13 protein-coding genes are annotated in these 16,970 nt (G+C 64.7%); 8 read left to right on the plus strand and 5 right to left on the minus strand.

What is annotated here, in order from left to right:
• Window positions 1-2,529, plus strand: a complete 2,529-nt coding sequence (locus GRI48_RS06745; RefSeq protein WP_237451872.1) for a DUF2309 domain-containing protein — start codon at window positions 1-3, stop codon at window positions 2,527-2,529.
• Window positions 2,530-2,546: 17 nt separating this feature from the next.
• Window positions 2,547-2,897 (plus strand): P-II family nitrogen regulator, encoded by a 351-nt coding sequence (locus GRI48_RS06750; protein ID WP_160673210.1) that lies wholly within the window; start codon window positions 2,547-2,549, stop codon window positions 2,895-2,897.
• A 39-nt stretch (window positions 2,898-2,936) separates the two neighbouring features.
• Here GRI48_RS06750 and fdhD read toward each other — a convergent pair whose 3' ends face one another.
• A complete protein-coding gene (gene fdhD, locus GRI48_RS14510) occupies window positions 2,937-4,298 on the minus strand; it encodes a formate dehydrogenase accessory sulfurtransferase FdhD (protein ID WP_160673213.1) in 1,362 nt (453 codons plus the stop codon).
• Between the two features lie 199 nt (window positions 4,299-4,497).
• Here fdhD and GRI48_RS06760 point away from each other — a divergent pair, with 199 nt between their 5' ends.
• Genes GRI48_RS06760 through GRI48_RS06770 form a run of 3 tightly spaced genes read left to right on the plus strand, consistent with a single transcriptional unit; the run spans window position 4,498 to window position 8,265 of the window.
• Entirely contained in the window at window positions 4,498-6,816 is a 2,319-nt protein-coding gene (locus GRI48_RS06760) for an FdhF/YdeP family oxidoreductase (protein ID WP_160673216.1), read from the plus strand.
• A gap of 31 nt (window positions 6,817-6,847) precedes the next feature.
• Window positions 6,848-7,117, plus strand: coding sequence for a hypothetical protein (locus tag GRI48_RS06765; protein ID WP_160673219.1), 270 nt, complete (start codon window positions 6,848-6,850; stop codon window positions 7,115-7,117).
• Complete coding sequence (locus tag GRI48_RS06770; protein ID WP_160673222.1) at window positions 7,117-8,265, plus strand: cupin domain-containing protein; 1,149 nt, start codon at window positions 7,117-7,119, stop codon at window positions 8,263-8,265. Before GRI48_RS06765 ends, GRI48_RS06770 begins: the two co-directional genes overlap by 1 nt.
• A 10-nt stretch (window positions 8,266-8,275) precedes the next feature.
• On the opposite strand, the gene GRI48_RS06775 is transcribed toward GRI48_RS06770, so the two are convergent.
• The 4 genes from GRI48_RS06775 to GRI48_RS14545 all read right to left on the minus strand — a co-directional run bounded on the left by GRI48_RS06775 (window position 8,276) and on the right by GRI48_RS14545 (window position 12,577).
• Window positions 8,276-8,857 (minus strand): pseudouridine synthase, encoded by a 582-nt coding sequence (locus GRI48_RS06775; protein WP_202389196.1) that lies wholly within the window; start codon window positions 8,855-8,857, stop codon window positions 8,276-8,278.
• Window positions 8,815-10,662, minus strand: coding sequence for an ABC-F family ATP-binding cassette domain-containing protein (locus tag GRI48_RS06780; protein WP_160673228.1), 1,848 nt, complete (start codon window positions 10,660-10,662; stop codon window positions 8,815-8,817). The genes GRI48_RS06775 and GRI48_RS06780 overlap by 43 nt, the downstream gene beginning before the upstream one ends.
• A 446-nt stretch (window positions 10,663-11,108) precedes the next feature.
• The gene (locus tag GRI48_RS06785) at window positions 11,109-12,008 is read right to left on the minus strand and encodes an MlaD family protein (RefSeq protein WP_082850750.1); all 900 of its coding nucleotides are present in this window, start codon (window positions 12,006-12,008) and stop codon (window positions 11,109-11,111) included.
• A 23-nt stretch (window positions 12,009-12,031) separates the two neighbouring features.
• Window positions 12,032-12,577 carry a MarR family winged helix-turn-helix transcriptional regulator gene (locus GRI48_RS14545; RefSeq protein WP_160673231.1) on the minus strand — a complete coding sequence of 182 codons (546 nt, stop codon included), beginning with the start codon at window positions 12,575-12,577 and terminating at the stop codon, window positions 12,032-12,034.
• Between the two features lie 108 nt (window positions 12,578-12,685).
• On the opposite strand from GRI48_RS14545, the gene GRI48_RS06795 reads away from it, so the two are divergent.
• The 3 genes from GRI48_RS06795 to GRI48_RS06805 are packed head-to-tail and all read left to right on the plus strand — an operon-like array spanning window position 12,686 to window position 16,895.
• Window positions 12,686-13,813: an HlyD family secretion protein gene (locus GRI48_RS06795; RefSeq protein ID WP_050599652.1), complete on the plus strand. Its 1,128-nt coding sequence runs from the start codon at window positions 12,686-12,688 to the stop codon at window positions 13,811-13,813.
• Between the two features lie 3 nt (window positions 13,814-13,816).
• Complete coding sequence (locus GRI48_RS06800) at window positions 13,817-15,370, plus strand: DHA2 family efflux MFS transporter permease subunit (RefSeq protein ID WP_050599572.1); 1,554 nt, start codon at window positions 13,817-13,819, stop codon at window positions 15,368-15,370.
• Window positions 15,371-15,407: 37 nt separating this feature from the next.
• A complete protein-coding gene (locus GRI48_RS06805; protein ID WP_160675506.1) occupies window positions 15,408-16,895 on the plus strand; it encodes an efflux transporter outer membrane subunit in 1,488 nt (495 codons plus the stop codon).
• Window positions 16,896-16,970 lie beyond the last annotated feature (75 nt).

Here is a 16,970-nt window from a genome sequence, read left to right on the forward strand (position 1 = left end):
ATGTACTCGCCGCTCGCGACGTCCCAGACGATGCTGACCCGCGCCGAAGTGGCCAGCCTGGTCGCGCTCGCCGCCCGCACCGTGCCGCCGCTGTGGCCACTTGATAGCGCGATCGCGGTCAACCCGCTGGCCGGTTTCGAGGATCGCCCCTTCGCCGACGCGGTCACGCAGGCGGCCCGGACTTTCGGCGCGCGCGAGAGCCTTCCCCTCGCAGCCTGGCGGCAGGTGTATGCGCAGGGGCGGATCGGCGAGCGCGAGCTGCGCGATGCGGCAATGCGGCAGCTGGGCGGCTGCTATGAAGCGATGGCCAATATCGCTCCGGGCGTGATGGCGATCGACCTGCTGATGGCGCGACTCGTGCAGATCGAGCCCGCTTGCACGGAAACCCGGGCTAGCGGCCTTGCTCCCGATGCCGCCTTCATCGCGAAATGGTGCGCGGCCTATTTCAATAGCAATATCGCCGCCACGCCGATCCCCTATCGCGAGCTCGGCCTCTACCGCTGCGTTCTCGCTCTCGCGGCCCACGATCCGCAATTCCGCGATCTGGCTGGCGAGAGAGGTACGCAGCTGTTGCTGGCAGTTCCGCGCGACCCGTTCGAGGCGATAGCCGAAGGTCTTGCCGAGCGCGGCAGCGACGAAGACGCGCTCGACCACCTCGGTGCGCTGGTGGCGCGCCTGCCCGGCTGGGCAGGACACATACGCTGGCGCTGCGAGCATGCCGATAGCGACCGTGTCGCCGGAGCGCCTGCCGCAATGGCCGACCTGCTCGCCTTGTGGGTCCTGCTCGAGCGCGCCGATGCGCTGTCCTCCCCGCCCGGGCGCGTGACGCAAGGTCCGGCGCCCGAGGCGCTCGCAAGGCATTTCGGGCTCGATACCGCTGCGCTCGATGCCGCGCGCACGGAGCGCCTGGCCGCGATCGCCGCTCTCGACGACGATGCCCTCGGCGCGATCTTCATGGCGGCTGCGGAATCGACATATGCCAACACGCTTCTCCTGCGGCTGGAGGCATCGGCTCGCACGAGCGCGAGCGACGCCCGACCGGCGGCGCAGCTGGTCATGTGCATCGACGTCCGCTCCGAACCCTTCCGGCGCAGGCTCGAGCGGACCGGGGACTACGAGACCTTCGGTTACGCCGGCTTCTTCGGCCTGCCGATGGCTCTTCAGCCGTTCGGCGAACAAGGTCGCAAGCGCCTCCTTCCGGTCCTTCTGTCGCCCCGGCACGACCTCGTCGAAGCCCCGGCGGGCGGCGATGAAGCCGCTGCCGGCGCGCGGCGGATCGCCGCAGATGGCGAGCGCGACGAGCGCGCTAACGACCTGTTCGCTACCGCGAAACTGGGGGCGGCCTCCGCCTTTGCGACAGCCGAGGCGACCGGGCCGGTCGCGGCGCTGTCGATGTTAGCGCGCACGCTCGCGCCGACAGTCTCCGCCCGCGCCGCAGCCAGGCGGGCCAGGCGCCGGGCAGAAACGCTCGCACCCGTGCTCGATCCCTGTGCCGACGAGACCACCGGTGGCTTCCGGCTGGCCGATAAGATCGGCTATGCCGCCGCCCTCTTCCAGCTCACCGGGATGAAAGCGCGCACGGCGCGGCTGGTGGTGCTGGCCGGTCATGGCGGCAGCGCGGTCAACAACCCCTATGCCTCGGCGCTCGATTGCGGAGCATGCGGCGGGCATGCAGGCGGCTCGAACGCCCGGGTTCTGGCGGCCATGCTCAACGATCCGGCGGTGCGCGAGGGCCTGGCCGCACGCGGGCTCGAAGTGCCGGCCGACAGCCACTTCATCGCCGCCCAGCACGATACCACCACCGACCGGGTGGAGATCTTCGACCGGTGCCGCGTACCCGACACCCACCGCGAGGAGCTGGCCGCGCTGGAACGCGACATGGCAGCCGCCGCGGCAACCAACCGGGCCTGGCGCGCGCAACTGCTGTCGCGCGCTCCGGGCGACCTGTTCGCCGGGTCCGTCCACTGGGGCGAAGTCCGCCCGGAATGGGGGCTGGCCGGCAACGCCGCATTCCTGGTCGGGCCGCGGCAGTGGAGCGCCGACATCGATCTCGAAGGCCGCGCCTTCCTGCACAGTTACGACTGGACGGCGGACCCCTCGGGCGAGGCGCTGACGACGATCCTGACCGCACCGATGGTGGTCGCGCAATGGATCAACTGCCAGTACCTGTTCTCGACCGTCGACAACGAGCGGTACGGTTCGGGCGACAAGGTCACGCACAACGTGATCGGCGGGATCGGCGTGGTCCAGGGCAATGGCGGCGACCTGAAAGTCGGCCTGCCGCGCCAGTCGCTGTTCGATGACGAGGGCGCGCCATTCCACGTGCCGCAGCGGTTGCTGACCGTGGTGCTCGCGCCGCTCGATCGCGTGAAAACCGTCGTCGAGCAGAACGACATCCTCGCCCGGCTGTTCGGCAACGGCTGGGTCCAGCTGGTCGTCGTCGATCCCGAGACCGGCAAGGCGCTGCGCTGGCGCGAGAACGGCGCCGCATCGCCCGAAGGCACATCCATCACATCCCTTATCTGCTGAACCGGAGTTTCGCAGCCATGACTATGCACGACCTCACCCTTCACCGCCTGCGCAAGATCGAGATCGTCGTCCGCGCAGAGGACCACCAGCTTGTCGAGGACCTGCTACAGGCCTCCGGCATCGGTGGCTGGACCATGATCCGCGACGTCGCCGGCCTCGGCCACAGCGGGTTTCACCAGGGCAAGACGATCTTCAACGACCAGACCGGCCTGGTGATGTACGTCGGTGTCGCCGAACCTAAGGTGATCGCCGACGTCGCGCGCGGGCTCGGTCGACTGTTCGAGACGCGCGCGGGAGTGACTTTCCTGTCGGATGTCGAGGTGCTGCGCTCGGACTACTTCGCCGCGCAGGAATCGGCGGCGCGCTGAAACTCTTCCCGGGTCTTCGGTGTCGGCCCGGTGCTGCGCCTAGAACAGGCGGTGCGGGTCGGTCACCACGAGCGCGCTGTCGTCGCGGGCAAGGGCCAGCAGGGTCAGTCGCCCCTCGCGGGCGCGGGCGATCGCGAGGCTGGACGGCGCGCTGATCGTCACCAACATCGGGATCCCGGCGCGCACTGTCTTCTCCACCAGTTCCTGGCTGCAACGCGCGGATAGCAGGACGAAGCCCCTGTCGCGCCCGATGCCCTGCCGGCCAAGCGCACCGATCAGCTTGTCGAGCGCATTGTGTCGCCCGACATCCTCGCGCAGCAGCAGTATTTCGCCATGGTTCGAGCAGAATGCGGCGGCATGTGCAGCGCCCGTCGCCTGCCCGAGGTGCTGGTGATCGCGCATCTGCGACAATGCGCGGTGGATGGCTTGCGGCCCGGCGGCGGGCCTGGCAGCGACCGGCGCGAGGGGGGCCAGCGCGGCCGCGACCGAATCTATCCCGCAAATTCCGCAACTGCTTTCCGAGACCCGGGTCCGCGCCCGCTCCAGCAGCCGCGGCATGCTCGCTTGCGGCAGGTTCGCACGGGCCACCCATCCGCCGTCGGCCCGGTGCAGATGCACCTCGCCGATCTCGGTGGTGTCGGCGAGGCCTTCGGACAGCGCGAACCCGGCGACGAAATCCTCGAGATCGGTCGGCGTGGCCATCATCACCGCATAGCCGATGCCGTTCAATTCGATCGCGACCGGGATCTCGACCGGCACGGCTCTGGCGACTTCCTGCGCGCTGCCCGTCGCGAAATCCAGCTCGCGGAGGGCATGGAGCTGCGCGCCCTCGCCCAGCAACGCTCCATCTTCCAGCGCGGCCAGCATCTGCGGCGTGTTGAGATTGACCGGCGGCTGCCCGAAAAACTCGACCCGTCGGGCCCGGCACGCCTCGACCCATGACAGGACCGAGCGGTTGCCGGAAAGCAGATGCCGTTCGAGATCGTGGGCCAGTTCGGCGGGCCAGATGCCGAAGAGCCAGTGACCGGCCAGAATGGCCGGACCGGGAAAGCCGAGCAGTTCTGCCAAGCCATGCGGCACGGGATGCGCATCGACCGGGGCGCTCAGCACCGCGTGTTGGCCGGTCTCCTGCGCGCGAAACAGCGCCGCGCACAGACCGCCAAGCGGGCCGAGGTCCGGCCCCGGCCTGTCCGCGAGGACCGGCGTTCCGGTTTCGGCGAGAGCGCCTGCGCCCGCCCCGCCACACACCACCACCGCTTCGCATTCCGCCCGAAGGCTCGCGACGGAGTGGCTCAGGAGCGTTCGTCCCTCCCACAGGGCGGCGCGCTTGTCCGAACCGAAACGCTCGCTGCGCCCGCCCGCCAGCACCGCGCCGAGAATTCGCCGGTCGTCCGGCCTCATGACGTCATCCTTTTCGATGCCCGGCTCCTATCGCCTGCACCGCTTCGCGCAACCGCGCTGCACATGCAATATATGGATCCGCTGGCTTCGCGGCACGTTGCCATGCAGGGTGATGAGCGGCATTGCCCCCGTGTCGGTCGGCCTGCGCGCGAATTGACCGCACGCGGCAGATGCCGAGCGAAAGTTCCTTCAGGAGTGCATGGTGACCGACGAGAGCAGCAAAAACGCCGACGACCTTCCGCACTCGCCCGGTCCGGCCGGGGGCTGGGGCTCCATGAAGGGCATGGCCAGGGTCGTCGTGCAATCGAACGCCTCGCCCGGCGCGCTCGACAGCCTGCGCCGCCTCAACAAGCCCAAGGGCGTGATGTGCATGTCCTGCGCCTGGCCCAAGCCCGCCAACTACTCCGCATTCGAATTCTGCGAGAACGGCGCGAAGGCGACGCTGTGGGAACTGACACGGGATCGCTGCACCCCCGACTTCTTCGCGGAGGAGGGCCACACCGTTAGCGAACTGCGCGACTGGTCGGATCACGAGCTCGAGAAGGCGGGCCGTCTCACCCATCCGATGAAATACGATGCAGCCTCGGATCGCTATCTCCCGATCGACTGGGACGATGCCTTTGCGGGGATCGGCGCCACCTTGCGCGACCTGCCGCGCGATGACGTGGTGTTCTACGCGTCGGGCCACGCCGGTCTGGAGGCAAGCTATCTCTATGCCCTGCTCGCCCGCGTCTATGGCAACAACAACCTGCCCCAGAGCAGCAACATGTGTCACGAGACGACCTCGGTCGGCCTGACGAAGGTGATCGGCTCGCCCGTCGGTACGGTCACGTTCGACGACCTTGCCCAAACCGACTGCTACTTCTACTTCGGCCAGAACCCCGGCACGAACAGTCCGCGCTTCCTGCACAATCTCAAGGACCTTAAGGACCGCGGCGGCAAGATCGTCACCTTCAACCCCGTCATCGAGCAAGGGCTCGTCTCCTTCGTCGATCCGCAGAACCCTCTGGCCATGCTGACGGGCAAGGAAACGATCATTTCCGACCAGTATCACCAGGTGCAGTCGGGCGGTGACGTCGCCGCGATCCTCGGCCTGTGCAAGGTCGTGGTCGAAGCCGACGACGCGGCGAAAGCCGCAGGCGGGTCCGAGGTCATCGACCATGCCTTCATCGAACAGCACACGACGGGGTTCGACGATTTCATTGCGTGCTGCCGCGATACCGACTGGGTCGACATCGAGAGGGCCAGCGGCCTGACCGAGGTGGCGCTGCGCGAGGCGGCGCAGGTCTATATCGAGGCCGACAAGACCATCGGCGTGTATGGGATGGGCTTTACCCAACACACCCACGGTGCGCTCAACATCGCCATGCTCGTCAACCTGCTGCTGCTCAAGGGCAACATCGGCCGCCCCGGTACCGGCTGCTGCCCGGTGCGTGGCCATTCCAACGTGCAGGGCCAGCGGACGGTCGGCATCGCGGAAAAAGCGCACCTGGTCCCGCTCGACAAGCTGAAGGCGCTTTTCGACTTCGACCCGCCGACCAAGGACGGGATGCACGTCGTCGACGCGGTGCAGGGCCTGATAGCCGGCACGGTGCGCGGCTTCATCTCGCTCGGCGGCAATCTCGTGCGTGCCGTGCCGGACCAGAAACGGATGGAGGAAGGCTGGGCCGCCCAGGACCTCGTCGTGATGGTGTCGACCAAGCTCAATCGCAGCCATCTCCATCCCGGCAAGGACGCCTATATCTTGCCATGCCTCGGCCGCTCCGAAGTGGACGAGCAGGCAACCGGCAACCAGGCGGTGACCAGCGAAGACAGCTTCTCCATGATCAACGGGTCGATCGGTCACCGGCCGCCCGCGTCGGACCACCTCAAGAGCGAACTGGCGATCGTCACCGGCATCGCCATGGCCACGCTCGATCCCAATCCGAAGCTGAAATGGGACGAATGGACGGGAGATTACGCGCTGGTGCGCGAACTGATCGAGGCGACCTATCCACACGATTTCCGCGACTTCAACAAGCGCATGTTCGAGGCCGGCGGATTCTGGCGCGGCAATCCCGCGCGCGAGCGTATCTGGAAGACCGACAGCGGCAAGGCGGTCATCACCACCCCGCCGCAACTGACTTCGCTCGGCTTCGCCGACAAACCGGGGCGCTACCGGCTCCTCACGATGCGATCGAACGACCAGTTCAACACCACCGTCTACGGCTATTCCGACCGTTTCCGCGGAATCGAGGGGACGCGCGACGTGGTCCTGATGAACCCCGACGACATCGCGGAAGCGGGCCTGGAAGACGGCGATACGGTGCGGCTGGTCACCGATTACGACGGCGACGATGTCGAGCGGCAGCTGGGCGGGCTGACGTTGGTGGCCTACAAGCTGCCGCGCGGCACGATCGCGGGCTATTACCCCGAATGCAACGTGCTTGTGCCGATCACCCACCACGACGAGTTGTCGAAAACGCCCGCGTCGAAGTCCGTGCCGGTCCGCGTCGAGCGGGCTGTCGAGACCGGGTGACGTTCCCGCCCGTGCGTGGTAGCTGCTCGCGATGCAGTTCGACGATCTCCTCTACCGCTATTTCGGCACTCGCTCGCTCGACGATCTCGACGGCGCGGCGCAGCTCGCCGGGGTGGAAAAGATGCAGGTCGATTTCGGCCTGTCGCGCGATCGGGACCAGCGGTTCGCGCTCTGGTCGGTGCTCTACCTGCTGGGCGCCGCTCCCGATCTCGATGTCGCCTTCCCCGATGCGGGGGACCGCGATGCTGCCCGCAATTTCATGGACCTGATGGCCCGCGCCGACGACGAGCCGGAAAGCTGATGCCTGCGCTACGCGCGTTCGACGCCGAGGGGTTCCTGCGTGACACGTGGCAGAAGCGTCCGCTGCTGATCCGCAACGCCTGGCGCGACTGGTCCAATCCGCTCGAGCCGGACGAACTGGCAGGTCTTGCCTGCGAAGCGGAGATCCAGTCCCGCCTCGTCCGGCAGCCCAAGCCCGGTCGATGGGACCTCGAGCACGGACCATTTGCGCCCGAACGCTTCGCCGCGCTGGGCGATTGCCCGTGGACGCTGCTGGTCCAGTCGGTCGACCACCACGTGCCGGAAGTCGCCGCACTGATCGAGCCGTTCCGCTTCATTCCAGACTGGCGCATCGACGACGTCATGGTGAGCTACGCCACGGACGGTGGCGGCGTTGGGCCGCACTTCGACCAATACGACGTATTCCTCGTCCAGGGCCTGGGCCGCCGGCGCTGGCGCGTAGGCCGGCGCTGCGACAATACCGCCCGCCTGCTGCCGCATGACGGCTTGCGCCTGCTCGCCGAGTTCGAACAGGTCGACGAATGGGTGCTCGAGCCCGGCGACATCCTCTACGTGCCGCCCGGCTTCGCGCATGACGGGGTGGCAGTGGGCGAGGACTGCATGACCTACTCGATCGGCTTTCGCGCACCCTCGCGCGGCGACCTCGTCTCGGCCTTCGCCGACCACGTGCTCGATCGGCTGGGCGAGGACGACCGCTATACCGATCCCGATCTCGCTCCACCTGAGAATCCCGGCGAGATCTCCGCCGATGCTCTGGCGCGGCTCCATGACATGGTCACCGGAGCGCTGGCGGACCGCGAAGCCTTCGCCACGTGGTTCGGCGCATACGTGACCGAACCGCGCGACGAGCGGCTCGATTGGGCACCTGAAGACGAGGTGACGGCAGAAGACTTGCCGTCCGGCCCCGTCAGCCTCGAACGCAATCCCGCGAGCCGGTTCTCCTTCATCCGCCAAGGCGAGGATGCGGTCGCGCTGTTCGTCGACGGACGGACCTATAGGTGCAGTGGGCCGGCGGCCGATGCCGCCCGGAAAATCTGTGCGGACACGCAGCTGGAACTGGCCGCGGAAACGATCGACGATCCTGCAGTGGCGGAACTCATCGTCGATCTGGTCAATCGCGGGTGCCTCGCCGTGAGCGAGCCCGGCTGATCCGCCGCGATCAGGCGCGTCGCCACTCGCCCGGCATCAAACCGTCGAGCGTCCATTCTCCGACCGACCAGCGGACCAGTCGCAGCGTCGGGTGACCGACGGCCGCGGTCATGCGGCGAACCTGCCGGTTGCGTCCTTCGGTGATCGTCAGTCGCAGCCAGCTGTCCGGCACGGTCTTGCGAACCCGGATCGGCGGATCACGCGGCCAGAGCGCCGGGTCGTCGATGAGTTCGGACTGGGCAGGACGCGTCATGCCGTCCTTCAGCCGAACGCCGCGCCTCAGGGCCTCCAGCGCCTCGTCGCCGGGCTCTCCCTCGACCTGTGCCAGATAGGTCTTGGCCAGCTTGAACCGCGGGTCGGCGATGCGCGCCTGCGTGCGGCCATCGTCGGTGAGGATCATCAATCCTTCGCTGTCGAAATCGAGCCGCCCTGCCGGATAGAATCCCGGCGCATCGATGTATGCTGCCAGCGTCGGGCGCGGCGTGCCCTGCCGCTCGTCGGTGAACTGCGAAAGCACGCCGTACGGCTTGTTGAACAGGATGATCCCGCTCACGCGCCGATCTTTTCCAGGCTTTCCTGCGCGTCCAGCCATTGCAGTTCCGCTTCCTCGAGTTCCGAAGCGACGCCAGCCCGTTCACGCATCAGATCTGCCGGCGACCGGCCGGGCGCGCCATCGGGATCAGCGAGCGCGCGGTCGAGCACCGCTAGCCTGTCCTGCAGCCGGGCCATCGCCTTTTCCGAAGCGGTGACGCTGCTGCGGGCAAGGCGCACGGCCTCGCGATCCCTGGCAGACGCGCGCTTGTCCTTCTTCGGCTTCGCCCCACCTTCCTTCGGCTGGTTCCGGCCGAGAACGAAGTCGATGTAGTCCTCGATACTGCCGGCATATTCCACGGCGGTACCCCCATCGACCAGGACCAGCCTGTCGGCGGTCAGTTCCACCATGTGCCGGTCGTGGCTGATCAGGATGACCGCACCGTCGAAGTCGTTGAGCGCCTGGACCAGTGCCTCGCGCGCATCGACATCGAGGTGGTTCGTCGGCTCGTCGAGGATTAGCAGGTGCGGCGCGTCGCGCGTGATCAGCGCCAGCGCGAGCCGCGCCCGCTCACCGCCCGAAAGCGTACCGATGCGCGATGTGGCGCGGTGACCGGAAAATCCGAACCGGCCCAGCTGCGCGCGCACCGCGCCCGGCGTTGCTCCCTCCATCGCGCGCGTCATATGGTCGAGCGGCGTCCCGTCGGAAGACAGCTCTTCCACCTGGTACTGCGTGAAGTAACCGACCCGCATCCGGCCCGATGCCTGCATCGCGCCGTCCATCGGCGCCAGTTGGGCGGCGAGCAACCGCGCCAGCGTGGTCTTGCCGTTACCGTTGCGGCCCAGCAACGCGATTCGGTCGGCGGGGTCGATCCGCAGGTTGAGCCGCTGGAGAATCGGCGTCTCGCCGTAACCGACAGCTGCCAGGTCGAGGGTGATCAGCGGCGGGCGCATCTCCTCGGGCGGCGGGAAGTCGAAGCTCAGGCTCGGGTCTTCCATGAGCGCGGCAATCGGCTGCATCCGGGCGAGCATTTTCGCGCGCGACTGGGCCTGCTTGGCGGTGGAGGCGCGGGCGCTGTTGCGCGCGATGTAGTCCTCGAGCCGGGCGCGCTGGGCATCCTGCGCCGCCTTTGCCGCTGCAAGCTGCGCGGCGCGTTCGGCGCGCTGTTTCTCGAATGCGTCGTAACCGCCGGGATAGAGCGTCAGCTTGCCGTCCTGCAGGTGCAGGATCGCGGTGACCACGTTGTTGAGCAGGTCGCGTTCGTGACTGATCACCACCAGAGTGCCCTGGCAGGCCTTCAGGAAACTCTCCAGCCACAGGGTCGCTTCGAGATCGAGGTGGTTCGACGGTTCGTCGAGCAGCAGGATCTCGGGGTTCGAAAGCAACAGGGCACCCAGCGCAACGCGCATCTTCCAGCCGCCGGAAAAGGTGTCGAGCGGCTGGGCCTGCATGTCCTCGTCGAACCCGAGGCCGGTCAGGATGATCGCGGCACGCGACGGCGCTGCATAGGCATCGATGGCCAGCAGCCGGTCGTGGACATCGCCCAGCCGGTCCATGTCGGTGCAGGTTTCCGCTTCCGCGAGCAGGCTCGCGCGCTCCTCGTCGCCCGCCAGCACCGCCTCGAACGGCGTGCTCGACCCGCTCGGCGCTTCTTGCGCGATGTAGCCCACGCGCGCGCGGCGCGGCATTTCGATCGAGCCGTTGTCGGGCTCAAGCTCGCCGATCAGCGCCTTCATCAGGGTCGACTTTCCTGCCCCGTTGCGGCCGATCAGCCCGATGCGCGCGCCCGGGGGGATAGCCGCGGAGGCATCCTGCAGGATCGGCCGGCCGCCGAGGCGCACTGTAAGATTGTCGATCGTGATCATTGCGGCGCGGCCCCTAGCAGGCAGTGGCTTCGATCCCAACTTGTTAACGAGGGTACCATTCTAGCGATGCGTGCCGCGGGTCAGGTCGGGCGGATCGATCCGCGATCGCGCGCGGACGGTCAGCCGAGACTGGTCGGAATTATCCGATTGCGTGCAGCTGTTTTTGCTTAATCGCGATGCTCCACGAAGAAGCTACTGGTGCCAGAAGAGGCATCACATTCGAACTTCTTTTCCGTTTAATTTCTGATGTTTAGATATTTCGGTCAAGCTGAAAAGCCCGCAAAAGGCCCGCAAAATCCCTCTAATGTATTGGTTCGATGCCTTTTTTAGGACTCGGAATTTCAATTTCAAACTTGACCGCGGAGTAGGTCGTTATCCGCTTTGCGCTCCAATCTCCGCTATTCTACGGGCTGCGCGCTCTGCCCGGAAGCAGTCATCCGTTCGGTTTACTTTAAATCATCGATATTCGTTCCAGCTTCTCTTCTTTTTGGCCGATAGTCTGGGAGGGGAGGATTTGATGTAATTCCCTCAACCTGAATATCTTCGATTTTTTCACTGAGAGGAGCAAGTTCGCGACTAAGCTCGCGAAGGTCCGTTTCACCTTCAACCAAAGAATCTTCGACCGCCGGAATGCCACTCCTTATCTGGGAAAGTTTGTTTTCAGCGTTCTGCACCCCCTCCCTGAATTGGCGAAGGCGTCGTTGCGCGATAGCAGAAGCGCTCCGCCCTGAGATCCGCCGATCTGCATCTCGAAGATTATTTCCCCATCCACCAACCCTTTGCCCTAAGTCTAACAATCTTCCTTTTGTTGAGGCCAATCGTTCGTCCCAACCTTCGGCGTCCGATGCGAGTGCGGCCGTCGTGACTCGAAGCCGGACAAGATCGGAGGTGATCACCCGTTGCTTTTCTGGCTCCAGTCCTTCGTTCAGAGCGCGAATGCTATTTGCCACGGTCTCTACAGTGGCGGTCGCATCCCTCCCCAATAGTCCGGTTTCGTCCGCGGCGGGAATGATCTTTTTTCCTGACTTGTCGGTGTAAATGCCCTGACGACCCCGTCGGCCCTCGAGCACGAGCGCAGCCTCTCCAGTTATCAGATCCGTGCTGATTGTCGCTTCAAGGCCGTGGACTTTCGCCGCAGAAGGATCGAGAGTCAGAACAACGACCACGTTTTCCGGTTCATTTTCCGCCAGACGGACCGATGTTACCTGTCCCACAGGGACTCCCGATAGTGTTACAGTCGATCCCGACTGAAGGCCTTCCACGGAGCGATCAAACTTGATCTGATATGTTTCCTGATTTGGTCTGGGATCGATTAGCCACATCGCGAAAGCGATGGTCGTAAGCATCAGAATGCCAACGATCCACGCCACTAGGGAGAAGTTTGCGTTAGTTTCCATCTAGCACGCCGCCAGCGGTTTGTTCGTCCGGCAGAGGGCCGGTGCAATGAAAGTTCGCGTCCCGCATGCTCCATTCGGTTGTCCGCTATAGAACATGACCGAGGTTCGTCCCCTGGCGCAATCGCCACGAGCGGGGCATCCGGGCGCGTCGAATGTGTTTTGGTTTGAGATCGGCCTAGTCCCAACACGGGCGTGATGCCGCCCCGCCCGTGGCGACCGAATATTGCTATGACTTGCGCAAGCCGCGTCCGGTCACTCAAGCGCGAAGGCGTCATGTCTTCCAGGCCGCTGCTGGAGGATGTGATTTCAAGTCTCCTGGCGATGTCCGTCTGGTTCAGGGCAGGAGCTCTGATGAGCTGCGCCAACACACGCCACTGCGTAGGATTGAGGCTCAGCGGCTGTGCTCGGTCATCGAATGCCTTGCGCGCGGCGCGGCTGATCTGGTCCATCATGAAGATCGCTCGATCATCGTGGGTGATGACATTGTCGAGTGCGAGAGTGCCCTCATCTTCTGGCATGAGACATTCCTATCGATCGGAGAAAAATAGTAAAGGACTTTCGCATTTTGTTTTGGCCGCTATATCGCTCGCGCAGCGGCTCAAACGATGGCGAGGAGCGAAATAATCATGGCGGACGAGACAGCAGGGGCTAGCGATGAAGGCGCACGTCCGACGGGGTTGTCCAGTCCGCGGGTCCGGCTGGGTCTGCTGATCGCCGGCATTCTGGTCCTGCTCGCCGGGAGCTACTGGTATTACAATCATCAGACGTACGGCAGATTCCAGCAGTCCACCGACAACGCTTATATTGCCGCCGACAGCGTCATCATCTCCCCCAAAATTGCGGGCTACGTCGAGCGCGTATTAGTGACGGAGAATCAAACGGTCGCGTCGGGCGATGCACTTGTCCAGCTGGACGTGCGAGATTATCGTGCCCAAACGAACCAGGTCGAAGCCCAGATCGCCGCGTCGCTCGCCGGAGCAGATACGGTACGCGCCCAGCAACAAGAGCAGGACGCGGCAATTGCCCAGGCCCGTGCACAGCTCGCAGCAGCATCTGCACAGGCTGGTCTCGCTGCTGAGCAGGTTGTCCGGTACCGCCCCCTTGCCGCTTCGGGAGCGGAGCCGCGCGAGAGGCTCGATCAGCTGGAGGCCCAGGCCAGAGAAGCGCAGGCTCAAGTCGCGGCAGCGCGCGCCGCGCTCACGGCGGCACAGCGCCGACAGAACACGCTTAGCGAGCAGATAGACCAGGCCAATTCGCAAGCCAACGCCGCTCGTGCGCAACTCGAGGCCGCCCGTCTGAACCTGTCATCGACCACGCTCCAGGCCAGTATTTCCGGGCGGGTGGGTGACCTCACGGTCCGACCTGGACAATTTGTCCAGCCTGGCCAACGCCTTATGAGCCTCGTACCGACCGACCGCCTCTACGTGACAGCAAATTTCAAGGAAACGCAGCTCGGACTTGTCCGCCCGGGGCAACCCGTCACCTTGGAAATCGACGCGCTGCCGGACCTCGAGCTATCAGGAAGAGTGCAGAGCATCGCGCCGGGTACCGGGGCAGAATTCTCGATCCTACCTCCGCAAAACGCGACGGGTAATTTCACCAAGATCGTTCAGCGCGTCCCAGTGCGCATATCCATTCAGGCTTCGCCCGAGATCCTGCGTCTGCTGGTGCCGGGCATGTCTGTTGTCGCGAGTGTCGATACGCGCGCCGCTAGAGACCAACTCGATTCGATCCGCAACGCGGCCGGAGACTGACCGATGGCAGGCGCCGCTGCAGCGGTTTCGCCGCCGGTCGAAAAGGCCGATGCTACGGCCTGGATCGCCGTAGCCGCCGGTGCGCTGGGGGCGATGCTGGCAACGCTTGACATCTCGATCGTCAATTCGGCGCTGCCGACGATCCAGGGGGAAATCGGCGCGACCGGAACCGAAGGCACCTGGATCGCGACAGCCTTCCTTGTTGCCGAGATCATCATCATCCCTCTGAGCGCGTGGCTGGAAAGACTGCTCGGCCTTCGCACGCTGCTCATCGTCGCGGTTTCTGCCTTCACGGCCTTTTCGGTGTTGTGCGGCATTGCCACCGATCTGACGACGATGATCATCGGTCGCACCGGTCAAGGGTTCATGGGCGGCGCGCTTATTCCAACCGCCATGACCATCGTCGCAAAGCGACTGCCTCCATCGCAACAGCCGATTGGCATGGCGCTCTTCGGAATGACCGTGGTTCTTGGGCCGGTAATGGGCCCGTTGGTGGGGGGCTGGCTTACCGAGAACCTGAGCTGGCACTACGCCTTCTTCGTCAACGTGCCCGTCTGCGCGTTGCTCCTTGCTTTACTATTCATCGGGCTACCCCATGAAAAGCCCGACTGGGTTTACCTGCGCGAGGCTGATTGGGCGGGAATAGCTGGTATGATCCTTGGGTTGGGTGGGCTGACCATCGTTCTGGAAGAAGGCCACCGTGAGGAGTGGTTCGATTCCACGCTGATTGTCCAGCTCACACTGATGACGGTCGTGGGTTTTGCACTTCTGACCTACGGACAGCTTTACGCGCGCAAACCCGTGCTCAAATTGCGCCTGATGCTCAGCAGGCAGTTTGCCAGCGTCGTGGTGATGGCACTGGCGCTTGGCATGGTCATGTATGGCTCGACCTACGTGATCCCGCAATTTCTCGCGATAATTTCCGATTATAATGCCTTGCAGACCGGACTTGTGATCTTCTGGATGGGCGTTCCGGCTTTCCTGTTGATGCCCGTTCTCCCGTTCATGATCCGCAGGATTCACATCCGCATTGCGGTCGGCGCGGGCATGTTCATCATGGCGCTAAGCTGTTTCGTCAGCATAAATCTGACAGCGGAATCGGGAGGTGGAGTGTTCACCGAAAGCCAGTTCCTGCGTGGCATCGGCATGATCCTCACGATGATGTTCCTCAACCAGGCGACGGTAGCTTCGGTTGCCAAGGAGGATGCCGGCGATGCTTCCGGGATCTTCAACGCGGCGCGAAACCTCGGGGGCTCGTTCGCGCTCGCGGGGCTTGCCTCGTTCCAGGATCAGCGCCTGTGGCATCATAGTCGACGCATGGAAGAAACCCTCAACGCCAACAGCCCCCGGCTACAGGAATACCTGGACGGCATGACGGCGTCGCTGGGCAGCCCACAGGCCGCGCTGGAGATGCTTTCCGGCATCATTCAGCGCGATGCGTTCGTGATGACCTACAACGATGTCTTTTTCGCCATGGGCGCGATTACCCTGGTCACGGTGCCGCTGGTACTGTTCCTCAAGCCTCTCCCGAAGAACTTATCCCTTTCGATGCACTGAGAACTCTATGCGCAAGACCCTAACCCTCCTCGCTCCCATGGCGCTCCTCGCGGGTTGCATGTCCGGTCCCGACTATGCCGGTCCCCCGCAACTTGCGACCGCCGCAGGCAATGCGTTCGTACGCGCCGGCCCCGAAATCGATCCGTTTGCGCCGATTGCCGGCGACTGGTGGACGCTGCTCGGCGATCCGGTTCTCAATGAACTGGAGGCGCGCGCGCTGGTCGGCAATCCGGGCGTGGCCGCGGCGCGCGCTCGCATCGAACAGGCAAGGGCTTCTGTCCGCCAGGAGCGCGCCAACCGGCTACCCGCCGTGGCTGCGCAGGCGACTGCGGTCCAGGCGAATATCCCAGGGCTAGATATCGGCAGCGGCCCGCCCCCGGGATCGCCCGGCGCTCCTGCAGACACCGAAGAGCAGGACAGCCTCAGCGTCTACAACGTCGGGCTCAATGCAAACTGGGAGATCGATTTCGCTGGGGGGCAGGCACGGCGTGTCGAGGCCATTAACGCTCAGGCTGCGGCCTCGGTGGCGAACGCCGAGGATGCGAAAGTCCAGCTCGCCGCCGAAATCGCGCGGGCGTATGTGAGCCTGCGAGAAGCGCAAGGGCGGCTCGAGCTTGTCCAGCGAGAGCGCGACTTGCAGCAGCAAATTCTCGAATTGACCTATCAGCGCTATACACAGGGCGCTCTCGCGCTGTTCCCGGTCGGTAACGCGAACGCCGAGCTCGAACTGCTCAAGTCGCAGATCGCGGAAGCTCAAGCGGACATCGATGTATTCAAAGACACGCTCGCGGTGCTGACGGGCGAAGCGCCCGGCGCACTCGACGGGCTCCTGGCGGCTCCGGCCGAAATTCCGCTTCCCCCCGAACGGGTCGCGGTGGGCGATCCCGCAGCGCTAATAGCGCGGCGGCCGGATGTTCGAGCCGCCGAACGCATGCTGGCCGCGGCGAATGCGCGCATTGGCGTGGCAGAGGCTGCTCGCTTCCCCAAGATTTCCTTCATGGGGATTCTCGGTTTGGGCGGATCGGAGCCCGACGACATCCTGGACCCGGGCAACTTATCGGCAATCGCTTTGCCGCGGCTGCAGTGGAACCTGCTTGATTTCGGCCGCACGGCAGCATCGATCGATCAGGCCGAGAGTGCGCGCGACGAGGCCGAAGCGCGCTATCTTGAAGTGGTCCTGGGCGCACTACGCGACGCCGAACAATCGCTTGCTCGGTTCGGGCAACAAAGAGCCAACGTAGCCGCGCTGGCGCAGATCAGTCGGCAGGCCGACACGGCTGCGGAGCTTAACGAGCAACGCCGCGCCGCGGGGGTAATCTCGCAAGGCGAACTCGACACTTCGATCCGCAAGGGCGAACAGGCCAGAGCAAATCTCGATCGGGCGATCGCCGCCATGACAAATGGCTGGATCGCGATCCAGAAGTCGCTTGGGTTGGGATGGGTCGAATTGTCTCGCGACAATCGCACGTCGGTTGAGCCAGCTCCGGTCGATCGAAAATCAGTTATGAAACCTGAACAGAGTTAGGATAAGTTTTCTCAGAAGTCTGCCCCGCAGCCCCTTCCAACTTTTCCTAGCGCGTCAGCACCTCGTGCACTGCGA

Source organism: Qipengyuania oceanensis, from assembly GCF_009827535.1.
Taxonomy (GTDB): Bacteria; Pseudomonadota; Alphaproteobacteria; order Sphingomonadales; family Sphingomonadaceae; genus Qipengyuania_C; species Qipengyuania_C oceanensis.